Raw genomic sequence first — 14,612 nt, 5'->3', positions numbered from 1 at the left:
CGACGGCTACGGCCCTCACCGCACGGGCACCGCCAGGTACTGGTACTCCAGGAACTCGTCGATCCCGACCCGGCCCCCCTCCCGGCCCAGCCCGGACTGCTTGACGCCGCCGAAGGGCGCGGCCGGGTTGGAGACGAGGCCTGTGTTGAGGCCGACCATGCCGACCTCCAGGCGTTCGCTGACGCTGAGGGCGCGGTCCAGGCCCTCGGTGAAGACGTAGCCGACGAGGCCCCAGGGGGTGTCGTTGGCGCGGCGGATCACCTCGTCCTCGTCGTCGAAGGTGAGGATCGCCGCGACCGGGCCGAAGATCTCCGTGTCCATCAGACGGCTGTCGGAGGCGACGTCCGTGAGCACGGTCGGCGGATAGAAGCAGCCCCGCCCCTCGGGCGTACGGCCGCCGACGAGCACCCGGGCGCCGCGCTCCACCGCGTCGGCCACCAGTTCCTCGACCTTGGCCCGGCCGACCCGGTCGATCAGCGGGCCGACGTCGACACCGTCCCGGGTGCCGGGGCCCACGACCAGCGCGCCCATGCGCTCGGCCAGGCGCCGCCCGAACTCCTCCGCCACGGAGGTGTGGACGAAGAAGCGGTTGGCCGCGGTGCACGCCTCGCCCATGTTGCGCATCTTGGCGACCATCGCACCGTCAACGGCCTTGTCCAGGTCGGCGTCCTCGAAGACGATGAACGGCGCGTTCCCGCCCAGCTCCATCGAGGTCCGTACGACCGCCTCCGCGCTCTGCGCGAGCAGCAGCCGGCCGACCGCCGTCGAGCCGGTGAAGGACAGCTTGCGGATACGGCCGCCGCGCAGCAGGGGCTCGCACACCTCCCCCGCACGGGAGGTGGTGACGACGTTGAGGACGCCGTCCGGCAGCCCGGCCTCCTTGAGGATCGCGGCGAGAGCCAGGCTGGACAGCGGGGTCTGCGGGGCCGGCTTGAGGATCATCGTGCAGCCGGCGGCGATCGCCGGGCCGATCTTGCGCGTCCCCATGGCGAGGGGGAAGTTCCAGGGGGTGATCAGCAGACAGGGGCCGACCGGGCGGCGCGAGAGCAGCATCCGGTTGCGGCCGTCGGGCAGGACGCCGTTGCCGCCTTCGACACGGACGGCTTCCTCGGAGAACCAGCGGAAGAACTCGGCCGCGTACGCCACCTCTCCCCTGGCCTCGGCCAGCGGCTTGCCCATCTCGGACGTCATCAAGTGGGCGAGTTCGTCGGTGCGGTCGAGGATGATCTCGTACGCCCGACGCAGGATCTCGCTACGGGCCCGAGGCGCCGTACGGGCCCACTCCTCCTGCGCCTGGGCTGCCGCGTCCTCGGCGAGCCTGGCGTCCTTGGCGCCCGCATCGGCGACATGGCAGAGGATCTCACCGGTCGCCGGGTCGTCGACGGCCATGGTGGCACCGTCCGCGGCGTCCACCCAGGCCCCGCCGATGAACAACTGCGTAGGTGTGTCGGTCATGGGGTTCCTCCTGGTCGAGCGGCTTGATCGGCGGCGGGGTCGAGCAGTTCCGCCAGGTGCAGGGCGCGGATGCCCCGGTCACCGGCGAGGTGGTCGATCTGGGTGGCGCAGCTGAAGCCGTCGGCCACGACGACGGTCCGTCCCCCGGCGTCGATGGCGTCGAGGCGTGGCTTCAGGGCCAGGTCGGCGACGGCCATCGAGGTGTCGTAGTGCTGTTCCTCGAAGCCGAAGTTCCCGGCGAGTCCGCAGCAGCCCTCGGCCTCGTCGACCTTCCGTACGCCGAGGCGGCCGAGCAGGTCTCGAAGGTGGCGGCCCTTGAAGGTGGCGTACTCGTGGCAGTGGGTCTGCAGGACGACGTTGTCCGGCAGTTCCGGTGGGGTCCAGTCGGGAGTGGCGAGGTCGGTCAGGGCGCCGGTGAGGGTGTGGACGCGGGACGCGACGCGCTGGGCGGCTTCGGTGCCGAGCAGCTCGGGCACATCACGCTTGAGGGCGGCGGCGCAGCTGGGTTCGGCCACGATGATGGGCCGGTCGTCGCCGTCGTCGAGGTGGGCGACCGTGCGGGCCATGATGCGGCGGGCGGTGGACAGTTGCCCGGTGCTGACCCAGGTCAGGCCGCAGCACAGGCCGTCCTGAGCCGTGCAGGGGATGCCGGCGTCGGCGAGCACACGGCTCGCGGCGCCCGCCACCTCGGGACGGAAGGCACGGGTGAAACTGTCGACGAAGAGCAGGGACTTCGCCGGTGTGTCCGTCTTCGCCGCCCGCAGGACCTTGCGGCGTGCACGCCGGGAAGCGAAGGCCGGAATCCGGCGCTTCGTGGTCACCCCTCCCAGGCGGGCGAGCAGCCTGCCTACCGGTCCGCGCAGCAGCGCGTTGAGCGGGCGGGCGGCGAATCCGGCGAGGGAGGAGGTCAGTGGCAGCCAGCCCAGCGAGTAGTGCGAGCGGGGCCTCAAGCGACCCTTGTAGTGCTGGTGCAGGAACTCCGCCTTGTATGTGGCCATGTCGACGCCGACCGGGCAGTCGCTGGAGCACGCCTTGCAGGACAGGCACAGGTCGAGGGCGTCGCGCACCTCCGTCGAGCGCCAGCCGTCCTGGACCGTCCCGCCGCGCACCATCTCCTGGAGCAGGCGGGCCCGGCCCCGGGTGGAGTCGTTCTCCTCGCCCGTGGCCCGGTAGCTGGGACACATCACGCCGCCCGCGTCGCTGCGGCAGCGGCCGACGCCGACACAGCGGCGTACGGCGCCGACGAAGCCCTCCCCGTCGTGCGGGAAGGTGAACGTCGTTTCGAGGAGCGGGAGTTGGCGCAGTGCCAGGTCGGCGTCGAGCGGGGCCGGGGCCACGATGACACCGGGGTTGAGCAACCCCTCGGGGTCGAAGATCTCCTTGAAGGCGGCGAACGTCCGGATCATGCGGTGGCTGTACATGATCTCCAGCAGCTCACCGCGCGCCCGCCCGTCGCCGTGTTCGCCGGACAGCGTGCCGCCGTGCTCGACGACCAGGGCGGCGGCTTCGGAGAGGAAGCGGCGGGTGGCTGCCCGGCCGGTGTCCGTGGCCAGGTCGAAGTCGATGCGCACGTGGACACAGCCCGCGCCGAAGTGTCCGTACAGCACGCCGGTCAGGTCATGGGAGGCCAGCAGTTCGCGGAAGTCCCGCAGGTAGGCGGCCAGGTTCTCGGGCGCGACCGCCGCGTCCTCCCAGCCGGGCCAGGACTCACCGCCGTCGACGAGCCGGGCGGCGAGCCCGGCCCCGTCCTCGCGGACCCGCCACAGCGAGCGCCGCTCGGCCGGGGTCTGCACGACCCGACCCCCGGTCATCCGGCCCTGCCCCTTGAGCACGTCCAGCAGTTCGGCGGCGCGGGCGTCGACCGCCGCCTGGTCGTCACCGTCGAGCTCGACATACAGCCAGGCGCGTCCCTCGGGCAGTCCGGTGACGGAGTCCGGTCCGCGCCGGGCGCGCATGGTGGCCACGATCGCCTCGTCCATGCCCTCCACGGCGGTGGGGTGCCGGCGCAGGATCTCCGGTACGTCCTCGGCGGCGTCGACGACATCGTCGTAGCCGAGGGTGAGCAGTGCCGAAGCCGGTGCGGTCGCCACCAGGCGGACCGTCGCGGCGGTGACGACCGCACAGGAGCCCTCGGTGCCGACCAGGGCGCGGGCCATGTCGAAGCCGTGCTCGGGCAGCAGGCGGTGCAGTTGGTAGCCGGAGACCTGGCGCGGGATGCGGCCCAGCTCGGTGCGGATCGGGGCCAGGTTGGCGTCGATCAGGTGACGTACGTCCGCTTCGAGCCGGGCGACCCGTTCTGTGTCCGCGGGGTCCACCGGACGCAGCCCCGTGCGGTCGGCGACGGCTCGCACGCCGTCTGCCGTCACGATCTCCAGTGCCTCGATGTGGGTACTGGTGCGCCCGTGCCGCACCGACCGGTTGCCGCACGCGTCGTTGCCGATCATGCCGCCGAGGGTGCAGCGGCTGTGCGAGGAGGGGTCGGGGCCGAAGGTGAGCCCGTGCGGGGCGGTCGCGCTGGCCAGCGCGTCCAGGACCACGCCGGCCTCGACTCGTGCGGTGCGCGCCACCGGGTCGATGTCCAGGATCCGGTTCATGTACCGGGAGAAGTCCAGGACGACGCCCGGTCCGACCGCGTTGCCCGCCATGCTCGTACCGCCGCCGCGCGCGGTGACCGGGACGCCCGTCTCCCGGCAGGTCCGCAGCACCGCGACCACGTCGTCGGCGCTGCGGGGGAAGACCACGGCCCGCGGCGGGACCCGGTAGTTGGAGGCGTCGTAGGCGTAGAGGCCGGTGGCGCCCGGGCCGGTTTCCACCCGCAGGCCGGGAGCGGTCCCGGTGAGCCGGGCGGTCAGCCGCGCGAGGGTATCGCTCATCGTGCCGCTGGTCCCGAGGTGCCGACTTCCACCGCGGTCGCCCATGCCTGGAGGCCCTCGTCCACCGCCGCCTCGTCGATGACGAGCGCCGGGATCATGCGTACGACCTGGTTCCAGGCCCCGCACAGCAGCAGGAGCAGTCCCTCGTCGACGGCGGCGCGCTGCACGCGGGCGGCGGTGTCGGGGTCGGGGCTGCCGTCCTCGGTGACGAACTCGGTGGCCAGCATCAGCCCGAGGCCCCGGACGTCGCCGATGCCCGGGGTCCGGTCGGCGACCGCCTCCAGACCGGCACGCAGCCGTGCGCCCATCGCGTCGGCGTTCTCGACGAGCTTCTCGTCGCGTACGACGTCGAGGGTGGCGCAGGCTGCCGCGCAGGCGACGGCGTTGGCGCCATACGTGCCGCCCTGCGAGCCGGGCCACGCCTTGGTCATCAGCTCCTCGGAGGCGGCGATGCCGGACAGCGGGAAACCGCTGGCCAGGCCCTTGGCGGTGACGAGGATGTCCGGGGTGACGCCGAAGTGGTCGTGGCCCCAGAAGCGGCCGGTGCGGCCGACGCCGGTCTGCACCTCGTCGAGGATGAGGAGGAAGCCGTGGCGGTCGGCGCGCTCCCGCAGTCCCTCCATGAAGGCGCGGTTCGCGGGGACGTAGCCGCCCTCACCGAGCACCGGCTCGACGATGATCGCGGCCGTGTCGGCGGGCGAGGAGATCGTCTGGAGGGTGTAGTCCAGCTCCTTCAGGGCGAAGCGGGTCGCGGTGTCCTCGTCCCAGCCGTAGCGGTAGGCCGTCGGGAAGGGGGTGACGACCACGCCGCTCATCAGCGGGGAGAAGCCGGAGCGGAAGCGGGTGCCGGAGGTGGTCATGGCGGCGGCGGCGACCGTACGGCCGTGGAAGCCGCCGTGGCAGACGACGACGTTGGGGCGGCCGGTGGCCTGGCGGGCGAGCCGCAGCGCGGCCTCGACCGCCTCGCTGCCGGAGTTGGTGAAGAACAGGCTGTCCAGGCCGGTCGGCAGCACCTCGCCGAGCTTCTCGACCAGTTGGCGGAGGGGCTGGTGCATGACCGTCGTGTACTGGCCGTGGATGAGCGTGCCGACCTGTTCCTGGGCCGCCGCCACGACCTTGGGGTGGCAGTGTCCAGTGCTGGTGACGCCGATGCCGGCGGTGAAGTCCAGGTAGCGGCGGCCGTCCTCGCCGTAGAGGTGGACGCCCTCGCCCCGGACCGCCGTCACGGGTGTGGCCTGGCGAAGGTGCGGCGACAGTGCGGTCATGTTCGTCTCCCGGCGGGTTCGGCGGTCTGCTCCGGTCTTTCTGAGCATCTCCGTGGACCAGGGCGGGGCCAACGCGCGATCTGTCCGGCCGGGACGCGGTATCCGGACGTTGTGTCAGGCATACCGGGCCCTGTACCCCGCCCGCCCGTCTCGCCGCCGCCGTCTGCGGGCTCTTGCGCAGGTCAGCGGTGCTTGTCAGAGTGACAGGGCACGTCCCGAACTCGGGGTCGCGAGCAGGAGACCCCCATGGAGGCACCGTGAGCGAGAACCACCACGCGGCTCCAGGGCCTGACGCCTCCGTGCCGGGACCAGAGATGGATGCCGTCGGCCGCCCGCTCACCGTGGCCGACGTGCTCGCCCTTCCCGTCCTGGCCGCCGGACAGCCCCAGGTCGTCACCGGCCTGGCACGGCTCGACCGGCCCGTCCGCTGGGTCCACATCACCGAGCTGACCGACCCCGCCTCCTTCCTCAAGGGCGGCGAACTCGTCCTGACGACCGGCATGCCCCTGCCCGAGGAGCCGGCCGGCGTACGCCGCTACGTCGACGAACTCGCCGACATCGGCGCGGCGGCCCTCGTCATCGAACTGGTCCGCCGCTACCACCGCCCGCCCGACGCCCTGGTCCACGCCTGCCGGGCCCGCGGTCTGCCCCTCGTCACCCTGGCCAAGGACGTCAACTTCCTGGAGGTCACCCAGGTCGTCCACGCGTTCATCCTCGGCAACCAGGCCGAGGTGATGCGGCGGACCCAGCGCGTGCACGAGGCGTTCACCGCCCTCACCCTGCGCGGCGCCGGGCCCGAGGACGTCGTACGCGCCGCCGCCGAGATGAGCGGCCACACCGTCGTGCTGGAGAACCTGGTGCACCAGGCGCTCGTCTGCGAGCCCTCCGGCGACACGGTCGAGGCGGCGCTCACCGACTGGGAACAGCGCTCCCGGGCGACTCCGCCCGCCGACCACACCACCGTCTCCGGCCCCGAGGGCTGGCTCGTGGCACCCGTGGAGTACCAGGGCGAACGCTGGGGCCGGGTCGCCATGCTCCCGACCCTCGCCACGCTCCCGACTCACGTCTTGCCCCCGGCTCGCGCCACGCTCCCGACCCCGCCCGGCCCGACCCCGCCCGGCCCGGACGCTCCCCCGGCCTTCGGCCCGTTCGGCCCCGAGGACGTCACGGTCCTGGAGAGGACCGCGATGGCCCTCACCATCGCCCGCCTCACCCACCCCACTCCCTGGGAACGCACCGCGCACCGCGGCGTCCTGCGCGACCTCGTCGAACAGCGCCACCGCTCGCCCGCCGACGCCGAGGCCCAGGTCGCCGCGCTGGGCCTGCCCACCAGGGACTCCCGCTTCATCGCCGTGCTCGCGGACGTCCGCCCCGAGGACGACACGGCGAAGGCCGAGGAACTCCTCTCCGAGGAGCTGAGGAAGAAGGGAACACAAGCCCTCGTCGGTCTCCTCGGACCGACCCGCCTCGCCGTCCTGCTGTCCCTGCGCCCCGACCAGCCGTGGCGACCCGTCGTCGAACACCTCGGTCGCACCGCACTCGAGCTGGTGCCGGGGACAACGGTGAGCGTGGGCAGCGAGGCGACCGGCCTCCCCGCCGTCGCCCGCTCCTTCCGTGAGGCGACCCGTGTCGCCGAAGCGACCGAGCCCGGCCGGCCGCTCCCGCCGGGACGCTCCTACCACGAGCGATCCGACATCGGCCTGCGCCGCCTCCTCTTCGCCCTCCGCGAAGACCCCCGGATCCAGGACTACGCCGAACGCCGGCTCGGCCGGCTCGCCGACCACGACGCCCGCCACGGCACCGACCTGCTCACCACCCTGCGCCACTACCTGGACGCGGCAGGCAACAAGACGGTGGCCGCCCGCTCCGGCGGCCTGTCCCGCGAGACCGTCTACCAACGTCTGCGCACCATCGAGCGGATCCTCGACTGCGACCTCGAGTCAGGCGAACAGCGCACCGAACTGCACGTGGCACTCACAGCGCTCGACGTCCTGCGGGTCGGGCGGGCCTGAAAGGGCATCCGCGTCGGCCGGCCGCCGCTGGGTCACGCGGACGGCGCGCCGGTCAGGACTTCCACCCGGCCGGTGTCGAGCGAGCAGTAGGCGCTGACGACGGCGAGGTCGCCCTTCTTCACCAGCGGGGCGAGATCGGCGTTGGAGCGCAGATCGGCGGAGGTCTGCTCGATGTGGACGCGGACCATGGCGTCCACCGGGTCGGCGTGCTTCTCCTTGGAGACCACCGCGTACGCCGGGCGGAGGGCTTCGGCGATCGACCGCAGGTTGCCCGGCAGCGGCTTGCCCTCCTTGAGCGCCTTGTACGCCGCCTTGACCGCACCGCAGCGCTGGTGCCCGAGGACGACGATCAGCGGCGTCCCCGAGGTCATGGGCTCGTTGCCCTCCATCAGCCGCGCGAACGCGGCCCAAGGAGAATCGGGGGTGCGCTCGCGGAGGGTGAGCGTGTCGTCGCCGCTCCCGCGGCCGTCGTCTTCTCCGCGGTTGCCGGGCAAGGCTCGTGGGGTTCTTCCCTTCTGGAGTGGTGCGGCTGGGGTGGCTGATGCGACGGTGTCGCACGGCCGGTTACGCCCGTACAGGGCCGAGGAAGCGCACGAGAAGCGCGCATCCAAAGCACGGAGAGTCGCCAATGACATCGCGGGGTTTCGCAATCCGGAAAACTTTTTCCATCAGTACCCGCGGGTAGGGGTTTACTCACTGCGTCGGCTCGGTAGCGTGGGGTCGTCGCTGCCGCCGCACGCAGGACGCCAGGTCCTGAAGAATCGCGGCGCGATGAGGATTCGATCTTGACTCAGGCGACTGTCGCCCCAGCCGAGACCTTCCAGCTCCAGCCCTATACCGACCAGTGCCGCGTCATCGCCGAAGAGGGCGCGCACGCGATCATCGGAGTCTCCCCAGGCAACAGCTACTTCTCCGCCCGGCGCCTCAATGACCTGGCGCGTTGGGCCGCGGCCCGGTTCGACCACGCGGACTTCGTCTATACCGACGTCCACGTGGCCGACATGTACCAGGCCCTCGGATACGCACCCGAACACGCCCGGCAGAAGGCCGTGAAGAACGTACGGGGCGTGCGCGCCAAGGTCTCCACCGCCTGCGCGGACGCGGACCCCGGCGGCAGCCGCCTGACGTGGCATCCCATGTCGGCCTTCCAGGGCAACGCCGCCTATCGGCGCCTCCACCACGAGGTCGTCCAGGCAGTGGAGCACGACCCGGCCGTACGCGAGACATGCGACGCCCTGGCCGGCCTTTTCCTCTCCGGGAAACTCGGCCCCGACGGACAACCCACCGACGAACAGCGGCAGGTGTGCCGGGACTACGTGTGCGCCGAAGTCCCCCTGTTCATCGACACCCCGGCCATCCTCGGCGTCCCGTCGTCGCTGAACTGCTACCACCAGGCCCTGCCGCTCGCCGACCTGCTCTACGCACGGGGATACGGCCTGCGCGCCTCCCGCAACCAGGGCCACGGCATCCTCAAGCCCGCCGAAGGAGAAGCACGTTGATCACCGCGACGACCGAGACGCTCCCCGCGTTCCCCTTCGACTGGAACGGCACCCGCCTGCCCGAGGACGTCGAGGCCCTGCGCGCCACGCCCGTGACGAAGGTCCGCACGATCGCCGGTGCCGAGGCGTGGCTGGTCTCCTCGTATCGGCTGTGCAAGCAGGTGCTGGAAGACGACCGGTTCTCCCTCAAGGACACCTCCGCGCCGGGCGCTCCCCGTCAGTACGCCCTGACGATCCCGCCCGAGGTGGTGAACAACATGGGCAACATCACCGGCGCCGGGCTGCGCAAGGCGGTGATGAAGGCCATCAACCCCAAAGCCCCCGGCCTCGATGAGTGGATGCGGCATGAGGCCGGCCGGTTGGTGGACCGGCTCCTCATCGAGGGGGCGCCGGCTGAACTGCGCGGCGGTTTCGCCGACCCGTACTCCGCCAGGATGCACTGCCACGTCCTCGGTGTTCCGCAGGAGGATGCGGCGTTGCTGCTGCGCAGCCTGGACGTGGCGTTCATGAATTCGCCCCGGGAGATCGAGGCCGCGCAGCTCAACTGGGACCGCGATATCGCCTACATGGCCGGTCGCCTCGACGACCCGGCCACGACCGGCCTGATGGGCGATCTCGCGAAACTGCGGGGCACCGCGGAATACGCCCAGGTCACGGACGAGATGTTCGCCACGGTCGGCGTCACCCTCTTCGGCGCGGGCGTCATTTCCACCTCGGGATTCCTCACCATGGCCCTCGTCTCGCTGCTGACCCGCGACGACGTCCGCCAGGCACTCACCACCGGCGGCGTCCCGGTGGCGGACGCGATGGACGAACTCCTGCGGATCAACCTGTCCATCGGCGACGGCCTGCCCCGACTCGCCCTGGAAGACGTCCGGTTGGGCGATGTGGAGGTGAAGAAAGGGGAGCTGGTCCTGGTCCTCGTCGAGGGCGCGAACCACGACCCCGCGCATTTCCCCGATCCGCACCGGTTCCGCCCCGGCCGGGAAGGCGCCGCCGATCATCTCTCCTTCGGCGGCGGAGCGCACTACTGCCCGGCCACGGCCCTCGGGAGGAAGCACGCGGAAATCGCCCTGCACACGCTGCTGGAGCGGCTTCCGGGACTGCGGCTCGCCGTACCGGCCGAACAGCTCGTGTGGCGCACCAACTTCATGAAGCGCCTGCCCGAACGGCTGCCGGTCGCCTGGTAACCATCGGCGACCTGGAACGGAAGCCCCCACCGGCCCGGCGCCGGTGGGGGTTTCACACGTCCGGATCCTCGCCGATGCGCTGAGCGGCCCTGGTGAAGTCGATTACGGTTCGGCAGCGCCCTAAAGGGGCGCGGGGAACTGCGCGACCAGCCACGACGGCGCCGCACACAAAAGACGGCTGCCGACGTACTCCGCAAGGTGCTCGCCGGTAAGCGTGGACCGCGCGGCGACGAGGTCGGCAGGCGTGCCCTCGAAGACGATCCGGCCACCGTCGTGCCCGGCGCCCGGGCCGAGGTCGATGATCCAGTCCGCGTGCGCCATGACCGCCTGGTGGTGCTCTACGACGATGACCGACTTGCCGGAGTCGACGAGCCGGTCGAGCAGGCCGAGCAACTGCTCGACGTCGGCGAGGTGGAGGCCGCTGGTCGGCTCGTCGAGGATGTAGACGCTGCCCGTTCCGGCCATGTGGGCGGCCAGCTTGAGGCGTTGCCGTTCGCCGCCGGACAAGGTGGTGAGCGGCTGGCCGAGAGTGAGGTAGCCGAGCCCGACGTCGGTGAGCCGGTGAAGGGCGGTGTGCGCGGCCGGGGTGCGTGCCTCGCCGGTCCCGAAGAACTCCTCGGCCTCGGTCACCGGCATCGCCAGCACCTCGCTGATGTCCCGCCCGCCGAGCCGGTACTGAAGGACCGACGCCTGGAACCGCCTCCCCTCGCACTCCTCGCAGGTCGTGGCGATACCGGCCATGATCGCCAGGTCGGTGTAGATCATGCCGGCGCCCTTGCAATGGGGGCAGGCGCCCTCGGAGTTGGGGCTGAACAGCGCCGGTTTCACGCCGTTGGCCTTCGCGAACGCCTTGCGGATCGGGTCGAGCAGTCCGGTGTACGTCGCCGGATTGCTGCGCCGGGAACCCCTGATGGCCCCCTGGTCCACCGTCACCACGCCGTCCCGTCCGGCCACCGAGCCATGGATCAGCGAACTCTTGCCGGAGCCGGCGACCCCGGTGACCACGGTGAGCACGCCGAGCGGGATGTCCACGTCGACGTCGCACAGGTTGTGGGCCGTCGCGCCGCGCACCTCCAGCACGCCGGACGGCCTGCGCACCGACCGCTTGACCGAGGCCCGGTCGTCCAGGTGCCGTCCGGTGAGCGTGCCGCAAGCCCGCAGCCCTTCCACCGTGCCCTCGAAGACCACCTCGCCGCCGGCCGCCCCTGCCGTCGGACCGAGGTCGACGACATGGTCGGCGATCGCGATCACCTCCGGCTTGTGCTCCACGACCAGCACGGTGTTGCCCTTGTCCCGCAGTTGGAGCAGCAGTTCGTTCATGCGCTGGATGTCGTGCGGGTGCAGGCCGACGGTGGGCTCGTCGAAGACGTAGGTGACGTCGGTGAGCGCGGAGCCGAGGTGGCGGATCATCTTGGTGCGCTGGGCCTCGCCGCCCGAGAGCGTGCCCGACGCCCGGTCGAGCGAGAGATAGCCGAGACCGATCGCGACGAACGAGTCGAGGGTCTCGCCGAGCGCCTTGAGCAGCGTCGCCACCGACGGCTCGTCGAGGCCGCGGATCCATGCGGCCAGATCGCTGATCTGCATCGCACAGGCGTCGGCGATGCTGATCCCGTCGATCTTCGAGGAGCGGGTGGTTTCGCTGAGCCGCGTGCCGTGGCACGCGGGACAGACGGAGAACGTCACCGCCCGGTCCACGAAAGCACGGATGTGCGGCTGCAGCGTCTCCCGGTCCTTGGACAGGAACGCCTTCCGGACCCGCGCGATCAGGCCCTCGTATGTGGTGTTGAGCCCCCTCACCTTCACCTTGACCGGGTCCCGGTGCAGAAAGTCGTGCAGTTCTTCGCCGGTGTAGTCACGGATCGGCTTGTGCGGGTCGAGGAAACCGGATTCGGTGAACGACTGCACCACCCAGCTGTCCGCCTTCCACCCCGGAACAGTGATCGCTCCGCCGGCGAGCGACTGGGAGTCGTCGTAGAGCCGGGTGGGATCGACGTCGGAAACGGTTCCCGTGCCTTCGCAGCGCGGGCACATCCCGCCGACCACGCTGATGGCCTTCTCGATCCGTTTCCCGTTCACCACCAGCGTGCCCGACGCCTCGGCCGAGGCGATGTTGAAGGAGAACGCCTGCTGCGAGCCGATGTACGGCTGGGCGAGCCGACTGAACAGGATGCGCAGCAACGCTCCCGCGTCGGTGGCGGTGCCGACCGTGGACCGGGGACTGGCCCCCATCGGCCGCTGGTCGACGATGATCGCGGTCGTCAGCCCGTCGAGTACGTCGACGTCGGGCCGCCCCAGCGTGGGCATGAAGCCCTGTACGAAAGCGCTGTACGTCTCGTTGATCAGCCGCTGCGACTCCGCGGCGATCGTGTCGAACACCAGCGAGCTCTTGCCCGAGCCGGAGACACCGGTGAACACCGTCAGCCGCCGCTTGGGGATCTCGATGTCGACGTTCTTGAGGTTGTTCTCGCGCGCACCGTGCACGCGGATCAGGTCGTGGCTGTCGGCGATGTGCGATGACTTGGTGCTGAGTTCCTGAACTTCCCTGGTCATGCCCCTTAATCGTATATCTGCAACACGTGTTGAGACTTTCCCCGAAGACTCCCAGGACGAATGCGCTAAAGTCTCAACCGTGGATCGTCTGCGCCCCGTCGACCTCGCCCGCGAGCACGGCATCTCGACCCAGGCGGTCCGCAACTACGAGCGCGACGGCTGCATCCCGCCGGCCGAGCGCACCCCGTCCGGCTACCGGACCTACACCGAGACGCATGCGGCGGCCCTCCGCGCCTACCTGGCGCTCGTCCCGGCGCACGGCTACGCCGTGAGCGGGCAGATCATGAGGTCGCTCAACGCGGACGAACTCGACGCCGCGCTGACGGCCGTCGACCGCGGTCACGCCCAACTCCTGCGCGACCGGGAAACCCTGGACGCGGTCGCCCGGGCCGTAGAGCACCTGACCGCCGGCCCGGACACCGCCCCGCAGACCCCCGCAGCCACCGAGCCCCTCAGCGTCGGCGAACTGGCGCACCGCCTGGGCGTCACCGCGGCGACCCTCCGCAACTGGGAAGTCGCGGGCATCCTCGCCCCCGACCGCGAGCCGGTCACCGGGCACCGCACCTACGGCGCCGCCGACATCCGCGACGCGGAACTCGCCCACCTCCTCAGACGGGGCGGCTATCCGCTGGACCACATCTCCACCGTGGTCCAGCAGATCCGCACCGCCGGCGGCACCCAGGCGCTGTCCGCGGCCCTCGACGACTGGCGGCGCAGACTCACTGCCCGGGGTCTCGCAATGCTCGACGCAGCAGCCCGCCTCGCTCAGTACGTGGCGGTTCGGCAGCGCCCCGAAGGGGCGCGGGGCTGTGACAACATGCGGCTCCGCCGCGCGGGCGCAACCAGCCACGACGGCGCCGCAGACGAATGACGGCACATCGCGGCAGCGTGAGCACGGAGAACCGGGGTTCAGCTAGGGCTGGTCGGGGTGAGGACCACGAAGTCCGCGTTCGCCGAGTCGAGGCAGACGGCCAGCCGGCCGACGCCCTCCGCGTCCTCCGGGCCCATCTGCACGCTGCCGCCGTTCTCGGTGACCTTGGCGACCGCGGCGTCGCAGTCGGCGACGGCGAAGACCGGGTGCCAGTACGGCCGTCCGTCCGCCAGGGCGAGGCTCTCCTTGGGGAGTTCCATGAGGCCGCCGTGCATCCGCTCCTCGGGCACCCCCGCGGGGGTGATGAGGGAGTACGTGCCTGAGCCGCCGGGCAGTTCCGTGTCACTGAACTGCCAGCCGAAGACACCGCCGTAGAACTCCTTCGCGGCCGTGGCGTCGCTCGTGTACAGCTCGGTCCAGGACAGCGAGCCCGGCTCGTCCACCAGCTCGACGCCCTTGTTCGTGCCCGGCTGCCAGACGGCGAACTGGCCGCCCAGCGGATCGCTGTACTGCGCCATCCGGCCCCACTCGTCGAGGTCCATGGGCGCGACCCGCACCGTGCCGCCCGCGCTCTGCACGGCCTGGGTGGTGGCGTCCGCGTCGGTGACGCAGTGATAGATCATCCAGGCCGAGCGCGCGCCCTCCTCGGTGAGCTTGCCGAGTCCGGCGACGATCTTGCCGTCCTTCCGGAACATCCCGCCTTCCATGTCCTCGCCTTCCCCCATGGACTCGTAGTCCCAGCCGAGCACGGCCCTGTAGAAAGCCGCGGCGGCCGGGACATCGGGGGCACCGAGGTCGAGCCAACAGGGTGAGCCGGGGACGAAATCTGTGGTGATCACGGTGATTCCCTTTCGCAGGACCTGTGTGACCCCAGCGTGACATCCGCCACTGACACTC

The 14,612-nt window shown here is 71.2% G+C and carries 10 protein-coding genes; 4 read left to right on the top strand and 6 right to left on the bottom strand.

Going from position 1 to position 14,612, the window contains the following annotated elements; genetic code table 11:
- Nucleotides 1-15 precede the first annotated feature (15 nt).
- The 3 genes from QQY66_RS38505 to QQY66_RS38495 are packed head-to-tail and all read right to left on the bottom strand — an operon-like array spanning nucleotide 16 to nucleotide 5,593.
- Nucleotides 16-1,455 (bottom strand): NAD-dependent succinate-semialdehyde dehydrogenase, encoded by a 1,440-nt coding sequence (locus QQY66_RS38505; RefSeq protein WP_301984998.1) that lies wholly within the window; start codon nucleotides 1,453-1,455, stop codon nucleotides 16-18.
- Nucleotides 1,452-4,328: an FAD-binding and (Fe-S)-binding domain-containing protein gene (locus QQY66_RS38500; protein WP_301984997.1), complete on the bottom strand. Its 2,877-nt coding sequence runs from the start codon at nucleotides 4,326-4,328 to the stop codon at nucleotides 1,452-1,454. The genes QQY66_RS38505 and QQY66_RS38500 overlap by 4 nt, the downstream gene beginning before the upstream one ends.
- A complete protein-coding gene (locus QQY66_RS38495; protein ID WP_301984996.1) occupies nucleotides 4,325-5,593 on the bottom strand; it encodes an aspartate aminotransferase family protein in 1,269 nt (422 codons plus the stop codon). Before QQY66_RS38495 ends, QQY66_RS38500 begins: the two co-directional genes overlap by 4 nt.
- A 314-nt stretch (nucleotides 5,594-5,907) precedes the next feature.
- Here QQY66_RS38495 and QQY66_RS38490 point away from each other — a divergent pair, with 314 nt between their 5' ends.
- On the top strand, nucleotides 5,908-7,605 hold the full coding sequence (locus QQY66_RS38490; RefSeq protein WP_301987636.1) for a PucR family transcriptional regulator: 1,698 nt from the start codon (nucleotides 5,908-5,910) through the stop codon (nucleotides 7,603-7,605).
- A gap of 32 nt (nucleotides 7,606-7,637) precedes the next feature.
- Here QQY66_RS38490 and QQY66_RS38485 read toward each other — a convergent pair whose 3' ends face one another.
- Nucleotides 7,638-8,099, bottom strand: a complete 462-nt coding sequence (locus tag QQY66_RS38485; protein WP_301984995.1) for a carbonic anhydrase — start codon at nucleotides 8,097-8,099, stop codon at nucleotides 7,638-7,640.
- A 291-nt stretch (nucleotides 8,100-8,390) separates the two neighbouring features.
- Between QQY66_RS38485 and QQY66_RS38480 the strand changes: the two genes are divergently transcribed.
- Nucleotides 8,391-9,104, top strand: coding sequence for a tRNA-dependent cyclodipeptide synthase (locus tag QQY66_RS38480; RefSeq protein ID WP_301984994.1), 714 nt, complete (start codon nucleotides 8,391-8,393; stop codon nucleotides 9,102-9,104).
- A complete protein-coding gene (locus tag QQY66_RS38475; protein ID WP_301984993.1) occupies nucleotides 9,101-10,294 on the top strand; it encodes a cytochrome P450 in 1,194 nt (397 codons plus the stop codon). Before QQY66_RS38480 ends, QQY66_RS38475 begins: the two co-directional genes overlap by 4 nt.
- 120 nt (nucleotides 10,295-10,414) lie before the next feature.
- On the opposite strand, the gene QQY66_RS38470 is transcribed toward QQY66_RS38475, so the two are convergent.
- Nucleotides 10,415-12,844: an excinuclease ABC subunit UvrA gene (locus QQY66_RS38470; protein WP_301984992.1), complete on the bottom strand. Its 2,430-nt coding sequence runs from the start codon at nucleotides 12,842-12,844 to the stop codon at nucleotides 10,415-10,417.
- 79 nt (nucleotides 12,845-12,923) lie between these two features.
- On the opposite strand from QQY66_RS38470, the gene QQY66_RS38465 reads away from it, so the two are divergent.
- Nucleotides 12,924-13,715 carry a TioE family transcriptional regulator gene (locus QQY66_RS38465; protein ID WP_301984991.1) on the top strand — a complete coding sequence of 264 codons (792 nt, stop codon included), beginning with the start codon at nucleotides 12,924-12,926 and terminating at the stop codon, nucleotides 13,713-13,715.
- Nucleotides 13,716-13,753: 38 nt separating this feature from the next.
- Here QQY66_RS38465 and QQY66_RS38460 read toward each other — a convergent pair whose 3' ends face one another.
- Nucleotides 13,754-14,554, bottom strand: a complete 801-nt coding sequence (locus QQY66_RS38460; RefSeq protein ID WP_301984990.1) for a VOC family protein — start codon at nucleotides 14,552-14,554, stop codon at nucleotides 13,754-13,756.
- Nucleotides 14,555-14,612: the final 58 nt, after the last annotated feature.

It is taken from the genome of Streptomyces sp. DG2A-72, assembly GCF_030499575.1.
In the GTDB taxonomy this organism is placed as follows: Bacteria; Actinomycetota; Actinomycetes; order Streptomycetales; family Streptomycetaceae; genus Streptomyces.
Note: the sequence above shows the minus strand (reverse complement) of the source record. Positions and strands in the feature narration are given on the sequence as shown.